This window comes from Mucilaginibacter sp. P4_C11, from assembly GCF_056402115.1.
Genome location: NZ_JBFUIA010000021.1, coordinates 68,733 through 86,169 on the forward strand (window position 1 = coordinate 68,733; position 17,437 = coordinate 86,169).

Annotated in this window: 12 protein-coding genes; 8 read left to right on the top strand and 4 right to left on the bottom strand. The window is 43.2% G+C overall.

The features are described 5' to 3' along the window. Positions 1-71 precede the first annotated feature (71 nt). Positions 72-1,703, top strand: a complete 1,632-nt coding sequence (locus AC1DU2_RS19325; RefSeq protein ID WP_477386133.1) for a carboxylesterase/lipase family protein — start codon at positions 72-74, stop codon at positions 1,701-1,703. Between the two features lie 61 nt (positions 1,704-1,764). On the opposite strand, the gene AC1DU2_RS19330 is transcribed toward AC1DU2_RS19325, so the two are convergent. After that, positions 1,765-2,391, bottom strand: a complete 627-nt coding sequence (locus AC1DU2_RS19330; RefSeq protein WP_477386135.1) for a LysE family translocator — start codon at positions 2,389-2,391, stop codon at positions 1,765-1,767. A 75-nt stretch (positions 2,392-2,466) separates the two neighbouring features. On the opposite strand from AC1DU2_RS19330, the gene AC1DU2_RS19335 reads away from it, so the two are divergent. Continuing rightward, the gene (locus tag AC1DU2_RS19335) at positions 2,467-3,168 is read left to right on the top strand and encodes a uracil-DNA glycosylase family protein (protein WP_477386137.1); all 702 of its coding nucleotides are present in this window, start codon (positions 2,467-2,469) and stop codon (positions 3,166-3,168) included. Positions 3,169-3,170: 2 nt separating this feature from the next. Here AC1DU2_RS19335 and AC1DU2_RS19340 read toward each other — a convergent pair whose 3' ends face one another. Then, positions 3,171-3,494, bottom strand: coding sequence for a hypothetical protein (locus AC1DU2_RS19340; RefSeq protein ID WP_477386139.1), 324 nt, complete (start codon positions 3,492-3,494; stop codon positions 3,171-3,173). Positions 3,495-3,840: 346 nt separating this feature from the next. Here AC1DU2_RS19340 and AC1DU2_RS19345 point away from each other — a divergent pair, with 346 nt between their 5' ends. The 3 genes from AC1DU2_RS19345 (at position 3,841) to AC1DU2_RS19355 (ending at position 10,610) form a co-directional block, all read left to right on the top strand. Beyond that, complete coding sequence (locus AC1DU2_RS19345; RefSeq protein ID WP_477386141.1) at positions 3,841-6,138, top strand: family 20 glycosylhydrolase; 2,298 nt, start codon at positions 3,841-3,843, stop codon at positions 6,136-6,138. A 9-nt stretch (positions 6,139-6,147) separates the two neighbouring features. Continuing rightward, positions 6,148-8,265 carry an alpha-L-fucosidase gene (locus tag AC1DU2_RS19350; protein WP_477386143.1) on the top strand — a complete coding sequence of 706 codons (2,118 nt, stop codon included), beginning with the start codon at positions 6,148-6,150 and terminating at the stop codon, positions 8,263-8,265. Between the two features lie 62 nt (positions 8,266-8,327). Next, positions 8,328-10,610 (top strand): GH92 family glycosyl hydrolase, encoded by a 2,283-nt coding sequence (locus AC1DU2_RS19355; RefSeq protein ID WP_477386145.1) that lies wholly within the window; start codon positions 8,328-8,330, stop codon positions 10,608-10,610. Between the two features lie 128 nt (positions 10,611-10,738). Here AC1DU2_RS19355 and AC1DU2_RS19360 read toward each other — a convergent pair whose 3' ends face one another. After that, positions 10,739-12,391 carry a L,D-transpeptidase family protein gene (locus tag AC1DU2_RS19360; protein ID WP_477386147.1) on the bottom strand — a complete coding sequence of 551 codons (1,653 nt, stop codon included), beginning with the start codon at positions 12,389-12,391 and terminating at the stop codon, positions 10,739-10,741. A gap of 423 nt (positions 12,392-12,814) precedes the next feature. Here AC1DU2_RS19360 and AC1DU2_RS19365 point away from each other — a divergent pair, with 423 nt between their 5' ends. The 3 genes from AC1DU2_RS19365 to AC1DU2_RS19375 all read left to right on the top strand — a co-directional run bounded on the left by AC1DU2_RS19365 (position 12,815) and on the right by AC1DU2_RS19375 (position 15,633). Then, positions 12,815-13,456 (top strand): peroxiredoxin family protein, encoded by a 642-nt coding sequence (locus AC1DU2_RS19365; protein WP_477386149.1) that lies wholly within the window; start codon positions 12,815-12,817, stop codon positions 13,454-13,456. A 39-nt stretch (positions 13,457-13,495) separates the two neighbouring features. After that, on the top strand, positions 13,496-14,113 hold the full coding sequence (locus AC1DU2_RS19370) for a beta-class carbonic anhydrase (protein WP_477368300.1): 618 nt from the start codon (positions 13,496-13,498) through the stop codon (positions 14,111-14,113). A gap of 65 nt (positions 14,114-14,178) precedes the next feature. Further along, positions 14,179-15,633 carry a phytoene desaturase family protein gene (locus tag AC1DU2_RS19375; protein WP_477386151.1) on the top strand — a complete coding sequence of 485 codons (1,455 nt, stop codon included), beginning with the start codon at positions 14,179-14,181 and terminating at the stop codon, positions 15,631-15,633. Between the two features lie 71 nt (positions 15,634-15,704). Here AC1DU2_RS19375 and AC1DU2_RS19380 read toward each other — a convergent pair whose 3' ends face one another. After that, positions 15,705-17,261, bottom strand: coding sequence for an alpha-N-arabinofuranosidase (locus AC1DU2_RS19380; RefSeq protein WP_477368306.1), 1,557 nt, complete (start codon positions 17,259-17,261; stop codon positions 15,705-15,707). Positions 17,262-17,437 lie beyond the last annotated feature (176 nt).

Consider the following 17,437-nt stretch of genomic DNA (forward strand, 5'->3'; position numbering starts at 1 on the left):
TTATTGTAACATAATGATACAATAACACAACTGGTGTTTGTATTAATTCTCAATAACCAATTATAAACCATATGAGGAAACCATTTTTAGCAGTATTGCTGCTGGTGCAGCTAACTACCATGAAGGTAATTGCACAAACAAACCAAGTAACTGTTGCAAACGGTGCACTGGAAGGCGTAAAAGAAGCCGGCTCGGCCATAACAATTTTTAAAGGTATCCCTTTTGCACAGCCGCCTGTTGGCGATTTGCGCTGGAAAGAGCCGCAACCCGCAAAAAACTGGACAGGCGTTTTAAAGGCCGATCATTTTGCGGGCAACCCTATGCAAAAACCAATTTTTGGTGATATGAATTTCAGGTCATCGGGAGTGAGCGAGGATTGCCTTTATCTTAATGTATGGACACCAGCCAAAACCATGAAGGAAAAGTTGCCGGTACTGGTTTATTTTTACGGCGGCGGTTTAGCGGCCGGTGATGGTTCCGAATCGCGTTATGACGGCGAAAGCATGGCAAAACGTGGTATTGTGGCGTTAACAGTAAATTACCGTTTGGGCATATTCGGGTTCTTTTCGCATCCGGAATTAACTGCCGAATCTCCAAATCATTCGTCGGGTAATTATGGTTACCTTGATCAGCATGCGGCATTGGAATGGGTGAAAAAAAATATAGCTAAATTTGGCGGCGATCCTGACCATGTTACTATTGCAGGCGAATCGGCGGGGTCGATATCTGTATCGGTACAAATGGCATCTCCATTATCAAAAAACTTAATCAATGCAGCGATAGGAGAGAGCGGCGCCGGCATTAAGCCAACTTTGAATTCAATCCCCTTGGCTGATGCCGAAAAAAATGGAGCGAAATTTGCAGTAAACATGAAAGCCGGATCAATAGCCGATTTAAGGGCTATACCTGCCGCCGATTTGCTTAACGCAGCGTATAGTGCAAACGCAACCCCAAACACACCTACTATTGATGGCTACTTACTGCCAAAATCGTTACCGGAGATTTTTGAGGCCGGCGAGCAGGCTAAAATCCCGATTTTAGTTGGTTGGAACTCGGCCGAGGTGCCTTACCAGTTTGTAATGCGCGGCGATGCCCCCACATTGGATAATTATAAAAAAACATTAACCACATTGTATGGCGATAAAGCCGAAGAAGTAATGAAACTTTACCCGGCATCTACAGACGAAGAAGTAATTAAATCGGCAACAGCTTTATCAAGCGATCGTTTTATCGTGTACAGCACCTGGAAATGGGCCGATTTGCAGATAAAAACAGGCGGTAAACCGGTTTATCGGTATTGCTTTTCGCGCATACGTCCGGCCATGACAGCACAAATGGGTAATGCCTCCGCAGGGCTTGCGGGTGGTGTGGTAAAAAATAATGGTGGAATGGCTATGCCAAAAACGCCTGCGGCAGTTGGCGCATCGCATGCATCCGAAATTGAGTATGCTATGGGTAACCTCGCCGGAAATAAAGTTTACGCCTGGACACCTGACGACTTTAAAGTATCGGAAACCATGGAAAGCTATTTTGCTAATTTTATTAAAAATTACAATCCAAACGGTGCAGGATTACCAAAGTGGGACGCCAACACAGCGGGCAAAAGCCCTGTCAAATTTATGGTCATTGACGTAAAAAGCGAACAAAAAACAGAAAACGACAGGGCAAGGTATTTGTTCCTGGACAAAGAATATATGAAGTAAGATTTTTTTAGGGTGATTTGAATTGTCCTGGCTGCTGTAAAGTAGCCGGGACTTTTTTTGTTTACCTTTTGGTGAAAGCAATTTTAATGCCCATCAACACAAAAACACCCGCCGAAAATTTATTAAGCCAAATACTAAATAAAGGCTGCTTTTTTAGTCGCCCGGATAATGAGCCGGCAAAAAACGTGAGCACAGCAAACCAGGCTAAACCCATTAGCGCGTAGGTTATACCAAGCAAAACAAAGGGCAGGGCATTGTTAATTTGTGCCGGATGGATGAATTGGGGGAAAAATGCCAGGAAAAATATGGCAACTTTTGGGTTAAGGGTATTGGTTAACACCGCAGATAAATAAGTTTTATGCACAGGCTCTAATACGATGGCCACATCCCTTTGTAAAATTTCTTCTTTTGAAAAAAGCTTACTGATGCCAAGGTACACAAGGTAGGCAGCGCCGACGTATTTTAAAAAGCTAAAAGCCATTGCCGATTGTGATAATATTAACGACAAACCAAAAGCAGCCAGCGTAGTATGTACCAGCACCCCCGTAGTGATACCCAGCGTTGCGTAAATGCCAGCCTTTTTGCCCTGGGCTATTGATTTGTTAAGCACGAAAATGGTATCGATACCCGGTGAGATGATGAACAGAAAGGAAGTAACGAGGAAAGTAGTAAAGTTGATAATGCCCATAACGTAAAAGTAAACAGATCCATCCAAAATAACTTTATTCCTTAAGCATTTTGCTTTTTGCTAATTTTACCCTGTATGAACACCTTTGCCGATAGAATAATAACCTTTAACCAACAACTGGAATATACTGGAAAGCTACCAGCAGGGGTAAGCATTATGAACCCCTTTAGGGACAATGATTTTGCATTGGATGTATCCACGCAGTTTTACAATAAATATTACGGCGATAATCATCCCCGCCATTTGGTGTTGGGAATAAATCCGGGGCGTTTTGGTTCGGGTATGACGGGAGTATCCTTTACTGACCCTAAACGAATGATTAGCAAATGCCACATACCCTATACCGGCCCAATAACGCATGAACCATCATCAGAATATGTTTACGATATGATTGAAGCCTTTGGGGGAATAGAACAGTTTTACCGGCAATTTTATATTCATTCCGTTTGCCCGCTGGGTTTCACCATAACTGGGCCAAAAGGTAAAGAGGTAAACTATAATTACTACGATACGCCCGAACTAACAAAAGCAGTGTACCCTTTCATTGTAGAAAACATCAAAAAGCAAATTGCTATAGGATTTGAAACCGATGTTTGTTTCTGCTTTGGTACCGGTAAAAACGAAAACTTTTTACGCAAACTTAATGAAGAGCACCGGTTCTTTAAACAAGTTGTGGCGCTGGAGCACCCACGTTTTATTATGCAATACAAATCAAAAACGAAGCAAGATTATATAACTAAATATTTGAAGGCTTTTAATGCGGTTGTTATTCCGTAAAGCTATTTGGTGCTGATATCGCGTTGATGATCGTCAAACTCTTTACCGGTAGCATGATAATCCCTTATCAGCTTGGCCAATTGTTTTAATTCGAAATCGGTAAGGTCGGTACCGCCGGAATAATGATATCCCGGATCGGTGTTATCTAAAAAAATAGCACCCAAATATCCTTTATCAAAGGTTTTCGGACTATCTATATCCTTATATAGCTTGTAGGTTCCGTTGCTGTTTTCGTCAGTTTTATTAATATCTGCCGGATCGACCGCGATATTAATATGTTCTCCGTCTTCCTTGTTAATGCCGAATGTTACGCCGCTGGTTATCATAAAGAAAGGAACAGGCAGGTTGGATAAATGTTTGAAAGAAGACGAATTTGAAATATACACGAATTGAAGCGAATTTCACGAATTTGAAAAGTTTGCCAAATTTTAAGCTCTGTAGTAATAATTAGTTCGTCAACTTGAAAACCAATATTTGTGCTAATTCGCCTTAATTAGGGCAATTTGTGTTAATCTTCTTTAATAAAATTAAAAAGTTTGATATGTTTATAAAATTATTCAGATCGGTTATCACAGGGCAAAATAAGCAGGGTTTATTATAACTTTGTTAGGTGGGTGACATAAATAGCGGCGAATAATTTCAGGAAAATATTACTCAAAATTCAAACTATCAATGATAGCTTTTTTACGAAAAAATGCCGGCATCAAACTGGTAATCCCACTTTTGTTTTTATGGTATAGCGCAAACGCACAGGACGTAGCTAAATTTCCGTTGATACCTTATCCTGCAAAATTAACATCAGGCAAAGGTGCATTTGTTATAACCGCACGAACAACTGTGAGCGGGCCAGCATTTAAGAGCGAGGCTAAAGAACTCATGGCTTTTTTAGAAAAAGGGCTTGGACAAAAGTTAGCACAAGCTAAAAGCCAATCCGCAGCAGCTGTAAGCATTATTAAAAGTACCGATATAACAGCATCAGAAGGCTACCGGCTTACTATCAAGCCAAATCATGTTGAAATTTTAGCTAATTCTGGTGCAGGCGTCTTTCACGCAATCGAAACCATCCGTCAACTGTTGCCCGTATCAATAGAGAGGGGCATCACTGGTAAAAAGTTTGCTTTGCCGGTGTTAACCATCGAAGATGAACCTGCTTATGAGTGGCGTGGCATGCACCTGGATGTTTCGCGGCACTTTTTTTCTATCAGCTATCTTAAAAAGTTTATCGACAGGATGGCGCTTTACAAAATGAACAAGCTGCACCTGCACCTGACCGACGACCAGGGCTGGCGTATCGAAATAAAAAAATATCCCAAACTGACTGAAGAAGGGGCATGGCGTACATTCAACAACCAGGATTCGTCATGCATGAAACGTTCAAAGGACAATCCCGATTTTGTGATCGATAAGGAGCACATTATCCAGCGCGATGGTAAAACCCTTTACGGAGGTTTTTATACCCAGCAGGAAATGAAGGGCGTTGTAACCTACGCGGCTGCAAGGCATATTGATATTATCCCCGAGATTGATATGCCGGGCCATATGATGGCTGCCATTAGCTCATACCCGTTTTTAACCTGTAATGGCGAGAATAAATGGGGAACCCTGTTTACCAAGCCTATTTGTCCCTGTAACGAAACCACTTTTGAGTTTGCACAAAACGTATTTACCGAGATTATGGATATTTTTCCATCCAAATACATTCACATAGGCGGCGATGAGGTTGACCGTACCGATTGGGGTAAATCTGATGCCTGCAAGGCTTTGATGGAAAAGGAAGGCATAAAAGACCTCGCAGCCCTGCAAAGCTATTTTATTAACCGCATGGAGAAATTTTTTAACTCCAAAGGTCGCAAACTGATAGGATGGGATGAAATTATTGAAGGTGGTATAAGCCCCACAGCTATTGTAATGTACTGGCGCGGATGGGTGCCTAAAGCCCCGGTTGAGGCGGTTAAAAACGGCAATACCGTGATTATGACCCCCGGCGAGCCCTTATATTTTGATAACCAGCCCGACCAGTATGCTATTGACAGGGTATATCATTTTAACCCCATCCCCAAAGTACTTAATGCACAGGAGGCTAAATCAATTATTGGTGCCCAGGCTAACATCTGGACAGAACAGATCCCTTCCGAGCGCCGTGCCGATTATATGGTCATGCCCCGGATGACCGCCCTTGCCGAAATGCTTTGGACAAATCAGCCTGATAAATATAATTCATACCTGCAGCGCCTGGTACGCCAATATAGCAGGATGGATGCTCTGGGGATAAATTATCGCCTGCCGGATTTGCCAGGCCTGCTAAACGAGTATGTATTTACCGATGAAGGCAAATTAAGTATTGCATCGCCTTTGCCAACTTTAACCATCCGTTACACTACTGATGGAACCTTGCCTGGCTTAAAGTCAGCGGTATTGCCCACGCCATTAGTTATCAAAAAATCCGAATCGGTAAGGGTTGCAGCATTTACACCAAATGGCACCCGCGGCGATGTTTACAACCTGAATTATACTCAACAGCAAATGCTTGGTCCGGTTAAAATAGCGCCGCCCAAACCCGGCCTGGCCTGTACTTATTACAAAGCCTACTTTAAAGCAACAGCTTTTATGAAGGATGCTAAAGTTGATAGTACTTTTACTACCGATAAAATTGAGGTACCGGCAACTGTAAAAGCGCCATCATTTGGTATTACCTACAAAGGCTATATTGATGTTCCTGCCGATGGTATTTATAGCTTTTATTTAACCTGCGATGATGGAGGAGTATTAAAAATAGGCCCCAATATGGTTGTAAATAACGATGGAAACCATTCGGCCCAGGAACGCAGTGGGCAAGTAGCGTTAAAAATGGGTGCCCATCCTTTTCAACTCGATTTTATTGAGGGAGGAGGCGGATTTAAACTTGGCCTGAAGTATAGTGTTAATGGTTCGGCACCACAGGATGTACCGGCTGGTTGGTTTAAAAATTAAGATGTATTCATGAAAAAGGTTACAGGTATCATATTACTGTTGTTGGCTATCGGCCTAAAAGGATTTAGCCAAACGGCACCGAAGCCATACGGCCCATTACCAACAAAAGGACAGTTAAACTGGCAGGAAATGGGTATGTATTGCATTATCCATTATGGCGTTGATGTTTATACCGACAAGGAGTGGGGTTATGGAGATGAAGATCCTAAGCTCATTAACCCGTCGCAATTTAGCGCCATGCAAATTGTAGCGGCCGCCAAAGCCGGCGGTTTTAAAGGCGTTGTAGTGGTTGCCAAGCACCATGATGGTTTTTGCCTTTGGCCCACCAAAACAACCGAACATAACATATCCAAAAGCCCATACAAAAATGGAAAAGGTGATATTTTAAAAGAGTACCGCGAAGCTTGCAATAAATTAGGAATGCAACTGGGGGTATATTGCTCGCCCTGGGACAGGAATAACCCTAACTACGGTACGGATGAATATATCAAAATATACCGCGAGCAATTGCGCGAATTATATACCAACTATGGCCCGCTGTTTATATCATGGCATGATGGCGCCAACGGTGGCGATGGCTACTATGGCGGCAAGCGCGAGGTGAGGCATATCGACAGGTCCACCTACTATGGCTGGGATACCACCTGGGCTATTACCCGTAAACTGCAGCCTAACGCCGTTATTTTTGGTGATGTTGGCCCCGATGTACGCTGGGTTGGCAACGAGGAGGGCCATGCCGGCGAAACCTGCTGGGCCACCTATACGCCCCATGCCCCGGTAGAAGGCAAAAAGCCGGGCAACGGTTTTGTAAAAGACTACGAAGGCACTGAAGGTACCCGCAATGGCGATTTCTGGATGCCCGCAGAATGCGATGTATCATTACGGCCAGGTTGGTTTTATCACAAAACACAGGATGATGGCGTAAAATCGCCCTATACATTGCTCGATCTGTATTATAAAAGTGTAGGGCGCGGTGCCGCGCTTGATTTAGGCTTGTCGCCTGATCCGCGGGGGATTGTAAATGAGATAGACGTTAAATCGCTTACCCAATTTGGTAACCTGTTAAAACAAACCTTTGCGGTTAACCTGGCAAAAGGCGCTGCCGTTACGGCAAGCAACATACGTGGTGGCAATAAATTAAGCTTTGGCCCGCAGCTTTTGTTAGATAATGACAGGTATAGTTATTGGGCTACTGATGATAAAGTAACCACGCCCAGTTTAACTATCGACCTGCACACGCCAAAAACATTCAACGTTATCCGCTTACGCGAAAATATTAAGTTAGGCCAGCGGATAGAAGCTTTTGAGATTGATGCTTTTGTGAACGGCAAATGGCAGCAGATTGGCGCAGCCACCAGCATAGGCGGTAACAGGCTGATCCGCTTAACTCAAAACATTACGGCAAGTAAATTAAGGTTAAGCATAACAAAATCGCCTGTTGCCATTGCGCTTAGCGATTTTGGATTATTTAAGGAACCGGTGCATTTAACTGCTCCTAAAATTCTGCGGAATAAACAAGGCGAGGTTAGCATAACAACAGAAGCGCCGGTGAGTGCCATCAGGTATACTTTGAACGGGCAGGAACCAACCCTTGCGTCGCCGGTTTACAAGGAGCCGGTTTTATTGGTTAACGGCGGCATTGTTAAAGCACGTAGCTTTGAAGGCAAGGGGCAGAAAAGCGATGTTGCTTTTGCTTCATTTGGCTATGCCAAAGCAGATTGGAAAATAATTGACGCGACTGCTGCAAATGACGGTGGTAACCGGGCAGAAAATGCGATTGATGAGCACCCAGGTACGCTATACAGCACATTAATCAAGAGTGATGCAAAATTTCCGCAGCAAATATCCATTGATATGGGGGCAGCTCGCCAAATCAAAGCATTTGGATATTTACCAAGGCAGGATAAGCAACCCGATGGTATTGTTGACCGCTATACATTTTACACAAGCCTGGATGGTATGGAATGGGTGAAAGTTGCTTCGGGAGAGTTCTCGAATATTAAATCGAACCCGATTGAGCAGCCGGTTGTTTTAAGCAACCCGGTAAGCGCCAGGTATTTTAAATTTGAGGCTGAACATGTTATAGCGGGCAATGGCATTAGCGTTGCAGAATTAAGCGTTTATTAATAATCTATTATATAGCGGGGCTTATGTTTGAGCAAACCCGGCATACATTCTACACATTACAAATGAAAAAAACGACCCTCTTAGCCGGGATACTGGCAGTTTTAACAGTGACCGCATTTGGCCAGGCACCAAAAGCTAAAAAAACGACAGGTATTGCACCTGTGTCTTTTACCAAATACGTCGATCCTTATATCGGCACCGGTTTCCACGGGCACGTGTTTGTTGGGGCAAACGTTCCTTTTGGTGCTGTGCAATTAGGGCCAACTAACCTGTCCGAAGGGTGGGATTGGTGCTCGGGCTACCATATTTCCGATTCAACTATTATTGGGTTTCAGCATACACACCTAAGTGGTACCGGTATCGGCGATTTGGGCGATATATCTTTTATGCCAACCACCGGTGCCATCAAAACTTATAAAGGCAGTTTGAAAGATATGCAAGATGGCTATGTTTCCCTTTTTAGCCATAAAGACGAAGTTGTGAAGCCCGGATATTATAAGGTTAAGCTAAAACGCTACGATATCGGTGTCGAGCTTACAACCAGCACGAGGGTTGGGATGCACAAGTACACTTTCCCATCTTCAAAAGATGCCCACATTGTGATTGACTTACAGGAAGGTATTGGCTGGGACAGATCATATGAAACTTATATTAAGCAGGAAGATAAATACACCATCAGCGGTTACCGCTTTTCAAAGGGATGGGCGGCTGATCAGCGTATTTACTTTACCGCTGTTTTCTCAAAACCGATAGAAAAATTTGCCGTTTACGATAGTACAGCAAAAGCGGCTGGTACTAAGTTAAAAGGAGCAAAAGTTAAAGGCGTTATCAGCTTTACTACCTCAAAAGGCGAGGTTGTTTACGCTAAAGTTGGAATTTCGCCGGTAAGCTCGGCCAATGCCATGCTGAACATCAAAGCCGAAATACCAGGCTGGGATTTTGCAAAAGTTGTTACCCAGGCAGACCAGGCCTGGAATGCACAGTTGGGCAAAATCAACATTAAAGCAGATTCATTGTCGATATTAAAGAAATTCTACACCGCTTTTTACCACTCCATGGTAGCGCCATCTATATTTAATGATGTAAACGGCGAATATTGGGGTACCGATAAGAAGGTGCATAAAAACGTTGGTTTTAATAACGTAACCACATTTTCGTTATGGGATACTTACAGGTCTAACAACCCGCTGTCAACCATCATTCACCCGGAGCATACTAATGATATGATAAACTCAATGCTGGCTATTTATCAGCAGCAGGGTACATTGCCAACCTGGCATTTAATGGCTAATGAAACTAACTGTATGGTTGGTTATAGCGCAGTGCCTGTTGTAGCCGATGCGTTGCTGAAAGGATATAAAGGCTTTGATGCCAATCTGGCTTATGAAGCAATGAAAACCACGGCGATGCAGGATGCACGCGGTGTTAAATTTGTTAAAAAACTGGGTTTTATTCCTGCGGATAGCACTGCCGAATCTGTTTCGATGGGTTTAGAATATGCCATTGACGATTGGTGCCTTGCACAGGTTGCCAAGAAACTGGGCAAAGCAGCCGATTATGAATATTTTAGCAAACGCGGTAAATACTACAAAAACTACTACGATCCTAAAGCCGGGTTTATGCGTGGCCGTTTAGCCGACAATTCATGGCGCACACCTTACAGCCCGTTTATCTCAATTCATGAAACCGGCGACTTTACCGAAGGCAATGGCTGGGAATATACCTTCCTGGTGCCCCAGGATGTTGAAGGATTAATTAACTTGCTGGGTGGCAAAGATAAATTTAATATCAAGCTCGATTCGTTATTTATTGCCGAGGGGGATATGGGCAAATTTAAATCGCCAGATGTATCCGGTTTAATTGGCCAATATGCGCACGGTAACGAACCTGGGCACCCGATGGCCTATTACTACGATTACTCGGGCCAGCCATGGAAAACAGCTGCTAAGGTGCGTTATATCCTGGATGACTTTTACACCACTAAAACCGACGGTATTATTGGTAATGAAGATGTTGGCCAGATGTCGGCATGGTATGTACTATCGGCCCTTGGCTTTTACCCCGTTAACCCCGCAAATGGCCTTTACGTTTTTGGCAGCCCGGTAATCACCGAGGCAACGCTGAAACTACAGGGAAATAAAACATTTCACGTTGTAATAAAAAATAACGGGCCTAAAAATATGTATATCAACGCCATGAAACTAAATGGTGTAAACTATACCAAAACTTATTTTGCGCACGAAACCCTGATGGCCGGCGGCGAGCTGGAAATAACCATGGGCGATAAACCAGGTACTGTTTGGGGAGTTGGGGATGCCAATAAAGCGGTATCAGTGTTGAAGTAGAAGTAGTCATTGTCATATAATCACGTCGTTGCGAGGTACGAAGCAATCCCCGATAAGCAAAGCTAATTAGCATGTAGGGGATTGCTACGTACCTCGCAATGAAGTTTTTTTGTAAATTAACATTCTCTCTAATATTTCCCGCTTCCCGATAATATCATCGACGCCAGTTGTTCATCCCTCTCATAAATATCCTGGCGAAAATTCAGCTTGTTATCTCTATCGGTAAAAGCTGTGAAGTAGGCGATAAATACAGGCACTTTTTGCTTTAGTGTTATGGTTTGTTCTTTGCCCAGATGCATTGCCTTGTTAATCTTACCGGCAGTCCAGGTGGTATCATACTTTAGCAAAAAGGCGGCAAGCCTGGCGGGTTCGCCAACCCGGATGCAACCATGACTAAACGCCCTTGACGACTCGCCAAATAATGATCGCGATGGTGTATCATGCAAATAAATACTATAACTATTGGGGAATAAAAATTTCACAAGCCCTAACGAGTTCTCGGGCCCCGGTTTTTGTTTAACTACCGGCAAACCATTCTCGCGGCCTGTAATGATCATGTTGTGCTTGCTGATATAATTGGAGTTTTTTCGCATTTCGGGTAAAACTTCGTTCCGTACAATGCTTTCGGGTACATTCCAGTACGGGCTAAACACCACATATTGCATCTGACCATAAAATATAACCGTTTGATGCACCTTTTGCCCTACAACCACATTGCAACTCCACAACAAACTATCAGCATGATAAACGTGCAACTTAAATTCGGGGATATTTACTGCCAGGTAATCGCTGTTTAAACTAATTGGCAGCCAGCGGCATCGTTCCATGTTCACAATAATTTGCCTGATGCGTTTTTTTAAGGGTACGTTCATCTCTGCAAGTGTTCCTGGTCCCGGCAAACCATCGACAGTTAAGCCATGCCTTAGCTGAAACTGGTTTATAGCCTGTTGTAAAGCATCATCAAAAACATTGTTTAACGTGTCGCCTTTAAAATCTCCCAATTTAAAAAGCCGTGCTCGTATCAATGGGATTACAACCGATGAGTCGCCTGGTTTTATGCCTTTGGCCGGTGGTATCGTTGTCCATTTTTCTTTCGTGTCTAAAACCCGGTATTTGGCGAGGTAGTTTTTTAATAAATCGTACTGCCTGTAAACGGGTTCTGACAATGTACTGCTGCCTTTGCCCGTTTGCTTCAGCAAAGTATCCAGGTAATCATTATAGGAGATTTTTTTGCGCGGTAAAAACCAGTTTACACCTTTACTGGTAGATTCGCTCATGCCCTGGAAAGCCAGTTTTGAAAACACAAAATACTGGGCCGTCAGCATTAACTCTGTTTCGATATTGGGTTTCGTTATTTTACTATTAGGCGCAAATATCAATGAGTCTAAAACTTTGGGGTAGGGAATGGCTTTGTAAATTCCCTCATTTTGTAAATTTCCTACTCTGTCTGCCAGGTTTCCGGCTTGTTCAATCAACTTTCCTTTATTGTACCAGGCGTAAGCAAACTTGCGCTTGCTGTAAAACAGGCTGATATCCTTAACATATGGTTCAAATGCAGGGTGGGTTTTAACAAAAGTAACAAGCAGTGTGCTATCAAAAACGGCCTCGGTTTGATCGCTGAAACTGCCGGGGATTGTTTTGCTCCATTCCTTAGCGGCCTTTTTCTTCAGTGAGTCGGCCGAAGACTGCTGACTTGGCCTTGCGCCATGATTGCAGCCTAATGGTATGTATATGAGTGGGATAAGTATTACGGAAATGTATTTGCAAATGCCTTTTAACATGTATATTTTTATTGGTAAGTTAAGCAACTAAAAGAAGAATAAAAATATTTATAAAAATGTATACTAATTACATAGACTTTATAGTATATTTGTTTCATTAATTCAAAGGCATGTTAAGCAACACAATAAAATGCAAATCAAATAACTTTTTAAATCGCCACGATTTAAGAGGACTAATGTATATGTGTTGCTGCTGTTGAGTTTCTCTCCATTAAAACCACAGATCCTCCCAAAAGTTTACTGACCTTGTTATTTAATATATTTTATGAACGCTTACCCGACAAATTATTTAAACAGACCATTTTTTAATAGTGCGTTGCATTACAGGCAGATCATTTATGGCTTATGCCGTTGTTGAAGGTAATCCATCTCTCATCTGCTCAAATGAACGTAATTTAAATACCATTAATAACATTACAAAAAATGTCAACTGCCAATAATAAATACCCGTTTTTCGATCTTTCAGAAATTGTTCCAGATAATGATATTGCTTTTAAACCTTACCGCGCTTTGCAACCTGTAAAAGCAGGTAATTATATTCCTGACTTAAAGTTTTCCAATGATTACACCCGTTGGCAATCGTTTTTCAACGGTGCACAAACCCATGGGCCAATAGCTTTAAGGCAACTGGCTAAAAAACCATTAGTTATCGCATTCTACTCGCATCACTGGAAAGAGGAAGGCTTTGAGTTGTTACAGCAACTAAACAATATCCAGCAGGAAATAAGGGCTAATGGGGGAAGTTTATTAGTTATCAGCGATGAACGTACCGACGAGCTGGCAAAACAAGCCTGGGAAAATAGCTTTACCCTTAACTTTTATCACGATGAGGAGAACAACATAGCCCAAACATTCAGGATTTATTCTGACAACGACCCGGTTTGGAACCGTTTTTCGGGCATTGATGTTAATGTGCCCTTACTGGCCACCTATATCATCGATGCCAATAAGCAGGTGATTTACAACCATATTGACCTTGACTTTTTAGGAACTTTCAATGGTGAGGCTATCATTACATCGGTTTACGAATCATCGTTGATAGCTAACAGCAGGAAATCAGCCTGATAATTTTAAAACGAGGTTTATTCACAAAAACTTAAAATTATGTCAAACGCAATTGATGAGCTTCAGCAAGTTAAAAGCAAAGTACACCGGCAGGTACTAAAAGCTAACGATGAATATGTAAAACATTTTGGCGATAAGGGTAACCTTACCATACCGCCGGCACGCCAGTTTGCCATTTTAACCTGTATGGATGCCCGCCTTGATCCTGCTAAATACGCAGGCCTTGCCGAGGGTGATGCGCATGTAATCCGCAATGCAGGCGGCCGGGCAAGCGATGATGCTATCCGCTCATTGGTGATATCGCATAAATTATTGGGCACCAAAGAATGGTTTGTAATACACCATACCGATTGCGGTATGGGCTTGTTTACCGACGATATCATTCGCGGGTTACTCTCCAAAAGCCTGAATACCGCCACTATCGACGAAAACGGCTGGCGCAATACTGATGAAAACGGCGGGTCTGACGAGGCCAATCATATCGCATTTCTCACCTTTAAAAATCTTGAAGCAAGCGTTATTGAAGATGTGGAACGAATAAGGCATCATCCATTAGTAGCCGGTAACATTCCCATTTACGGTTATATATATGATGTGCGGTCGGGCAAATTGATTGAGGTGCCCCAGGCCACGCACGCAGGCGAGGTTTTAAACTAAACAATGTCGGCTTAAAATAGTTAATTTGGATATCTTAGGGGTATTAACACCTCTTTGCACCATACATGAAGCTTGAAAAGCGCGATTACGATGCGATAATAGTAGGATCGGGACCAAACGGACTGGCGGCAGCAATTTTATTACAGCAAAACGGTCTTTCCGTTTTATTACTTGAAGGTAAAAGTGAAATAGGAGGAGGGCTGCGCACTGCCGAACTTACCCTGCCCGGCTTTAAACACGATATCTGTTCGGCCATCCATCCACTGGCGGTTGCATCGCCTTTTTTTGAAACATTGCCGCTTGCCCTGCATGGCCTTGAATATATATTTCCAGAGATAGCAGCCGCCCATCCTTTTGATGATGGAACGGCTGCTGTTTTGCTTAAATCGGTAACGGAAACCGCCAGGTTACTTGGTGAGGATGAACAGGCTTACCTTGATTTAATGCAACCCGTGGTAAAAAACTGGCCGCTAATAGCAGCAGATGTTTTAGGCCCGCTGCCTTATCCGAAGCATCCATTGTTGCTGGCACAATTCGGCCTGCCCGCCATAATGCCCTCTACCAGGTTAGTAAAAAAGTTTAAAACCAAAGAGGCAAAAGGTCTATTAGCAGGGATGGCGGCACATTCTATGCAGCCTTTAAGCAATATCGCCACATCGGCCATTGCATTGGTATTGATGGCGCAGGGGCATTTAAAAGGATGGCCGGTGCCCAAAGGCGGATCGGAGCAAATAGCGAAGGCTTTGGCATCGTATTTTGTATCAATTGGCGGCGAAATTAAGACGGGTTCTTATGTAGAATCATTAAACCAACTGCCCTCGTCTCATGCTGTTTTATTCGATATTACGCCAAAACAGCTATTAAAAATTGCCGGGCATAAATTTTCGCCCTTATACAAATGGCAATTGGAACGCTATCGTTACGGGGCCGGGGTATTTAAGGTAGATTGGGCTTTGGATGCCCCGGTGCCCTTTAAGGCCGAAGCTGTAAAACAGGCAGGCACAGTGCACATTGGCAACACGTTTGAAGAAATAGCCTTAGGAGAGCAACTGATTTGGAAAGGTAAACATCTGGATAAACCCTACGTGCTTTTGGCCCAGCAAAGCATCTTCGACTCATCGCGGGCGCCGGCAGGCAAACATACGGCATGGGCGTATTGTCATGTACCGAATGGCTCAAATAAAGATATGACCGGTATTATAGAACAGCAGGTTGAACGCTTTGCGCCTGGTTTTAGGGATACTATTTTGGCTAAACATACTTTTAACACGGCTCAGTTGGAAGAATACAATCCCAATTACATTGGTGGCGACATCAATGGCGGGGTGATAGATATAGGTCAGTTATTTACGCGGCCGGTGTTAAGGGCTTCGCCTTATAAAACCACCGCCAAAGGGTTGTATATTTGTTCATCATCCACACCGCCGGGTGGAGGGGTGCATGGTATGTGCGGGTATCATGCGGCAAAAAAAGCGTTGAAAGATATATGGGGGAGAAGCCCCACCCAAACCCTCCCCTAAAGGGGAGGGCTTAAGAAGGTTTTACTACTATTAATAAAGGGATTTTTTAAAGTCTCCCCTTCAGGGGAGATTTAGAGGGGCTGTAACTCTAGTGTCACTACCGATTTTGCGGGTAGTGTAACCACCAGTTTATCACCATCCTTTTTAGCGCCGGTAAAGCTTACCAGGTGCAGCTTGTTTGGATTTGCAAACGTATTAATATCGGTAATGTTGGCCGATGTTAACACCTGGCCTTTAACGGCGCTCCATTTTACGTCTTTTAATTCGGTAGTAATTGTGATGGCATTGTGCATATCAAGGTTAACCAATGATATATGCACTTTTCCTGAACTATCCTGTGATGCTGATGCATTTATTGCCTGGATTTTTTTGCCATCAACCTCGTAGTTCGGTGCGTCCAGTTTAATAGGGAGGTATTTGGCATCCTGGTGCACTTTGTACATATCAAAAATATGATAGGTAGGGGTAAGCACCATTTTTTCTTTGTCTGTTAAAATAAGTGATTGTAATACATTAACAGTTTGCGCCAAAGCTGCCATGCGCACACGGTCACTGTGGTTATTGAAAATATTAAGTGTTGTTCCCGCAATTAATGCATCGCGCAGGCTGTTTTGCTGGTATAAAAAGCCAGGGTTGGTACCTGGTTCTACATCTGTCCAAACACCCCATTCGTCAACTACCAATGCTACTTTTTTTCCGGGATCGTATTTATCCATAATGGCCGAGTGTTTAGTAACCAGCTCTTCCATTTTAAGGCAGTTAACCATTGTGTTAAAGTATTCCTTCTCGCTGAATTCAGTAGCCGAGCCTTTTTTACCCCAGTTACCGGTAGGGATGGTATAATAATGCATTGATAGGCCCGACATCATCCAGTTTGGTATGTTTTTCATACAAACCTCTGTCCAGTTATAATCGTCTGAATTTGGCCCGCTGGCTATTTTTTTGAGATGCGCACCAGGGTAATCTTTAGCGAAGGAAGCGTAACGTTTAAAAAGGTCGGCATAATATTCTGGTGTCATGTTACCGCCGCAGCCCCAGCTTTCGTTACCAACGCCCCAAATGGTTACCTTATATGGCGCCGGATGGCCGTTTTTTATGCGTTCTTTAACCACAGTGCTGGTACTGTTTGAGTTAAGGTACTCAATCCATTTCGACATTTCTTCTACAGTTCCGCTGCCAACATTACCGGCTACGTAAGGCTCGCATTTCAATAATTCGCAAAGCTCCAAAAACTCATGCGTACCAAAGCTGTTATCTTCGGTAGTGCCGCCCCAGTTGGTGTTTACCATCCGGGGGCGCAATGCAGAGGGGCCAATGCCATCGCGCCAATGGTATTCATCGGCAAAACATCCGCCCGGCCAGCGCAGGTTAGGTATTTTTATCTTCTTTAATGCTTCTACCACATCCAGCCTAATCCTGTCCTGTTTTTTAACCGGCAGGTTTTTATCAACCCAAAAACCACCATAAATGCCATGGCCCAAATGCTCGGCAAATTGCCCGTAAATGTGCTTGCTGATGGTTGTTTTTGAATCGGTACTGATACTAAGCGTTCCGGTTTGGCTGTAACCGGATGCCGAAATTAAACACAAGGCGGCAGCGCCAAGTGATGAGAGCAAATTTCTTTTCATGGAATAACAGGTTTATGCTGTAAAGAAAAGAAAAAATAATTAATAAGTGTTGTTTTAACAATAAAAATTATTGATGAATGGTGAGTTGAGCGTAACGAATTGTTTTGTTTTCAATACTATAGTACGGTGAGCCCGTATATATAGATATAGGCTTTTGTTTGAATTTCACTTAGAAA